The following is a 5,015-nucleotide window of genomic DNA, read 5'->3' on the forward strand; positions in this document are numbered from 1 at the left end:
AAAGGTGTCAAGCACACCGACAGATCGGTGATCGCCTCCTCCAACGGCATCACCGACGGCCAGCGCACCGACACCTCGTCGGTGCTGCCCATCCCGTGGCCGCTCGCGCACATCGGCGGCGTCGCCATGCTCAGCGCCGCCCTCCGAACCGGTTGCCGTCTGGTGCTTTTCGACACCTGGGACCCGGCGGTCACCCCGTACCGGATGGCCGCGCACGGCGGCACCAATCTCGGTTCGGCGATGCCTTTCTTCCACGCTTACATCGCAGCCCAGCGAGCCCACGGTAATTCGCAGCTGTTCCCGAACCTGCGCGGCTTCATCGCCGGCGGCGCACCCACACCGCAAGAGGTGCAACGTGAACTCCGGGAGGTGTTCGGGGTCAACGGTGCGGTCGTCGACGCCTGGGGTATGACGGAGTTCCCCGTCGCCACCAGCCAGAGCTTCGACGACCCCGACGTCGGCCGGTCCGTCGGCCCGCCCATGCCCGGAGTACAGGTCCGTATAGTCGACGGCGAGCTCAGACTCAAAGGCCCACAACTGTTCTCCGGCTACATCGACGAATCCCTCAACACCGGGGCACTCGACGACGACGGCTGGCTGTGCACCGGCGACCTCGGATCCATCGACGACCTCGGACACATCCACATCGACGGCCGTCGCAAGGACATCATCATCCGCAACGCCGAAAACATCTCCGCCGGCGAGGTCGAAGAGGTCATCCTCACGCACTCCGCCGTCGCCGACGCCAGCGTCATCGGCCTACCTGACTCCCGTACCGGTGAACGCACCTGCGCCATAGTGGTTCTCGCCCCCGGCTCCGAGCTCACCCTGGACGCCCTGAGTACCTACTGCCACACCGCCGGCCTGGCCCGCTTCAAATGCCCCGAACAACTGGAGTTCACCGACACCCTCCCCCGCCTCCCGATGGGCAAGGTCAACAAAGCCGCCCTCCGCGAACGGTTCTCACCGGTTGGGGGCCGCATCTCGCCGGACCCTTCGTGACGAGTCGGCTCGCAAGCTCGCGCGACCCTCCTCAGGGATCAAGATGCCTCTCACGACCACACATCTTGATCGTTGATGGTGACCACACATCTTGCCGTGCTTGTTGATGGTGACCATACATCTTGATCCCTGAGGCCGAAGCGACGAAGGAGCGAGGGACGCGTTGGGTCCGGCGACCATCCACGCATGTTGTAACCACCTCGAACGAATCAATGCGAAGGCTTGTCCGCCCCCACTGTGATACCGAGATCGTGGGGGCGGACAAACTGAATCATCAATGCGAAGGTTTGTCCGCCCCCACTGTGATGCCGAGATCGTGGGGGCGGACAAACTGAATCATCAATGCGAAGGCTTGTCCGCCCCCACGAGCCACATCGAGAAGTATTGCGACCCACCGCCATACGCGTGACCGAGGGCCTTGCGGGCGCCCTCGACCTGGTGGGCTCCGGCCTTGCCCATCACCTGGATGGCCGCCTCGGCGAACCGGATCATGCCCGACGCGCCGATCGGATTCGACGAGAGCACGCCACCGGACGCGTTCACCGGCAGCTTGCCGCCGATCGCCGTCTCCCCGGCCTGGGTGAGCTTCCACCCTTCGCCTTCGGGAGCAAAGCCCAGACTCTCCAGCCACATCGGCTCGAACCATGAGAACGGCACGTAGATCTCCGCCGCATCGATCTCGGTGAGCGGGTCGCTGATCCCGCCGGCCTTCCACAGCGCGGCGGCCGCGTCGCGGCTGGCCTGCGGGTTCACCACATTGCGGTGCGCGAAGAACAGCGGTTCGGTGCGCATCGCCGTCGCATGGACCCACGCAACGGGGTTACCCTGTGCCACAGCATCATCAGCGGCTTGCTCGTCGCCGATGACGACCGCACACGCCCCGTCCGACGACGGACAGGTCTCGTCGTAGCGGATCGGATCCCACAGCATCTGCGAACTCATCACCTTGTCGACGGTGATGTCCGGTTGCTGCAGGTGCGCAAGGGGATTGAGCGCACCATTACGGCGGTCCTTCGTCGCGACGATGGCACCGGTGTCCATCGGCGCACCCGATCGCCGGATGTACGCCCGCACATGCGGCGCGAAGAATCCGCCGGCCCCGGCCCCGACCGGTTTGGTGAACGGCACCGGCAACGACAACGCCCACATCGCGTTCGATTCGGACTGCTTCTCCCACGACACCGCCAGCACCCGCCGGTGGATGCCACCGGAGATCAGCGACGCCGCGACATTGGCAGTCGACCCGCCCACCGATCCGGCGGTGTGCACCCGGATGAGTCGTTTACCCACGGCACCAAGTGATTCGGCCATGAACAGTTCCGGCATCATGACACCCTCGAACAGGTCGGGGGCCTTGCCGATGACGATGGCGTCGATGTCGTCGATGGATACCTGTGCGTCGGCGAGCGCGGCGTCGATGGCCTCGCGGATCATTCCCGACATCGTGACATCGTGCCGTTTGGCGACGTACTTGGTCTGTCCGGTACCGAGGATCGCGGCTCTGTTCTTGCTCATCAGCTGTTCTCCCCAGCGAGTGTGACCACCATGTTCTGTTGCAGCAGTGGCCCGCTCGACGCGTGTGCCACCGCGGTACCGGCGTTGCCGGTCAGGATCTCCTGCGCCGCGTACCCGATACGCTGCAACCCGGCCGAGAACAGCGCATTACCGGCCAGCGACCCGCCCGACGGATTGATCCGCACCGAATCCGGCAGCCGCAAAGCATTTTTCACGATCAATTCCTGATGGGTGAACGACGCGTTGATCTCGGCGATATCCACCGCACGGGACGCGTCCCCGAACGCGGTGTCACCGGCGCGCGCAGTCGACGGCGAGAGCGTGAGGTCACGGGCCCCGAAGTTGGGGGAGTCGATGCGATGGTCCCAGCCGGTGATGAACGCTGGGTTCGCCACCAGCTCACGGGCCCGCCGCTCACTGGCGATGATCACCGCACCCGCAGCGTCGGCGTACGGCGCGATGTCGTGTGCGCGAAGCGGATCGGCCACATAGTCGGCGGCGAGCAGTTCCTCGGCGTCCCCACCGAAGGTGCGGGCGGCGACAGCGGCCATGTCGGCCTCCGTCCACGCACCCGAATCGATTCCGGCGCGGGCCTGCAAAGCGCCGAGCGAGCGGGCGTCCGGCCACAGCGGCGCCACCGTGTACGGGTCGGTCTGCAGGGTGAGGGTGCGATCGGTATTGCCGGCGGACGGCTTGCCGAACCCGTAGGCCAGCGCCAGATCCACCTCACCGGTGGCGATCTTGACCCATGCCTCGTACAGCGCCCACGCGGCATCCATCTCGACGTGCGATTCGTTGATCGGCGGCATCGCGCCGATCGAGTCGACTGCCGAGATGAACGAGAAAGCCCGGCCGGCAAGGTAATCGGATGATCCGCTGCACCAGAACTCGATGTCGGTGCGCGTGATGCCGAGCTGGGCGTACAGCTTGTCGAAGCACGGTCTCAGCATTTCGACGCCGTTGGTGGTGCCGTGGGTGACGGCGACGTTCGGGCTGTGGGCGAACCCGACGATCGCGATGCGGGGAAAAGTCACGGGATCCTCTAGACATGGTCGCGGTAGGTGTCGTACTCGGCGTCGGGTTCGCCGGTGGGCTTGAAATGGCTGATACTGCCCATCGACAGTTCGCGCTGATCCTCGGGCACCCAGGCGGCGCGCACCCGCATACCCATGCGGACCTCGTCGGCGGGGCAATCGAGAATCAGGTGCAGGACGGGGATGTCGGTGCCGTCGATCAGCACGTACGCGGCCACATACGGTGGTTTGATGCGCTGACCGGTGAACGGCACGTTGACGATGCAGAACGTGGTGACGATGCCGGTGTCGGGCAGATCCACCTTCTCGACGGCCGGTGCGCCGTCGGCGGGGCTCTCGCCGCGCGGCGGGAAGTAGATGCGGCCGGCGTCGACGCCGGAGCCGATCCGCGAACCGATGAGCCTGCCCTCGTGGAGCGCGCGCAGGTAGTCCGACTCCCACGCGGTGGCGGAGTGGTTGATCTCCGAGGCGATCGGCGTGGTGATGATGACCTGGGAATTATCGGAGTGCTCGCTCGTGTCCTCCGGTGCGGGCACGGGCTCGTCACCGAGCGCGAAATGGGCGATGTCGTCGATGCGGCCGGTACGGACCGCCCGGAACACCGCGTGAACCCTTGCGCCGGTGCTGATCTGGCCGGGTTTGCAGGCGACGGCGTGCAGCAGGGCGGTGTCGGCGCCGTCGAGCTTGATCAACGCCCATGCGAATGGTTCGGAAAGCGGTTGTCCCGCTGTGGGTTCGGCCTGCCAGCTCCAGGTGGTGACGGTTCCGGTCGACGCCACCTCCACCAGCTCGGTACTGGCCGCGCCGGTGGCGGGATCGAATTCGGTGGGGGGAACGAACACCCGGCCGTCGGCGGACCGACTGCCGAGGATGCGTCCGTCGCGCAACGCCAGGGCGAACTGACTCAGGACCGGCCCGAGCGAGCGCGTGTAGTCGAACGAGTTGCGCAGCGGCGCGGAAAGAATCTCCGTAATCGGGTCGGCAACTGGGGCCACCGGACTTTCCGTCACGGCGCCGGCCGGGGTGCTGATGCTCACCCTTCGAGTAGAACACGTTCTAGTTTCAGGCACAAGGCCCACGAAAACCGGTGGTGCTCACCAATAGCCGTCGGGATCGACCTCTGGAGACTCGGCCGGAATAATGCCCTCGGCCACCCCGTGGTTGATGCTTGCCGACATCCGGGGACAGGTCGGCATCAATGCCGGATTGCCGCCGGATCGGCGAAGCTGTTCGAGTTCATTGCATTTGGCCCGTGCATCGGAGTTCCACTGCACGCTGGTGTGATACGAGCTCGTCTTCTTCACCATGACGCAGGCATGACAACTGCGGCACTCGATTTCGGTCATCCCCCCGCGCAGGTAGTGCTCGCGGTCACCGGCCGTGGCACGGGCGACGGCCGCGGCCCGCTCGGGATCTCCGGCGAAATCCGGTGCCTTGGCCCACGAATTACGACGCTCGGCGGCA

Annotated in this window: 5 protein-coding genes; 1 reads left to right on the plus strand and 4 read right to left on the minus strand. The window is 65.8% G+C overall.

The window, feature by feature from the left end:
* The coding region (locus tag KDB67_RS15460; RefSeq protein ID WP_291017351.1) for an AMP-binding protein at positions 1-1,002 on the plus strand (1,002 nt) is incomplete at its 5' end.
* A 339-nt stretch (positions 1,003-1,341) separates the two neighbouring features.
* Here the strand turns inward: KDB67_RS15460 and KDB67_RS15465 are convergent.
* The 4 genes from KDB67_RS15465 to KDB67_RS15480 all read right to left on the minus strand — a co-directional run.
* A complete protein-coding gene (locus KDB67_RS15465; protein WP_291017359.1) occupies positions 1,342-2,520 on the minus strand; it encodes a thiolase domain-containing protein in 1,179 nt (392 codons plus the stop codon).
* The gene (locus KDB67_RS15470; protein WP_291017352.1) at positions 2,517-3,551 is read right to left on the minus strand and encodes a thiolase domain-containing protein; all 1,035 of its coding nucleotides are present in this window, start codon (positions 3,549-3,551) and stop codon (positions 2,517-2,519) included. Before KDB67_RS15470 ends, KDB67_RS15465 begins: the two co-directional genes overlap by 4 nt.
* A gap of 8 nt (positions 3,552-3,559) precedes the next feature.
* Complete coding sequence (locus KDB67_RS15475; RefSeq protein WP_291017354.1) at positions 3,560-4,588, minus strand: Zn-ribbon domain-containing OB-fold protein; 1,029 nt, start codon at positions 4,586-4,588, stop codon at positions 3,560-3,562.
* Between the two features lie 57 nt (positions 4,589-4,645).
* The coding region (locus KDB67_RS15480) for a hypothetical protein (RefSeq protein ID WP_291017357.1) at positions 4,646-5,015 on the minus strand (370 nt) is incomplete at its 5' end.

The organism is Gordonia sp. (in: high G+C Gram-positive bacteria) (genome assembly GCF_020438995.1).
Taxonomy (GTDB): Bacteria; Actinomycetota; Actinomycetes; order Mycobacteriales; family Mycobacteriaceae; genus Gordonia.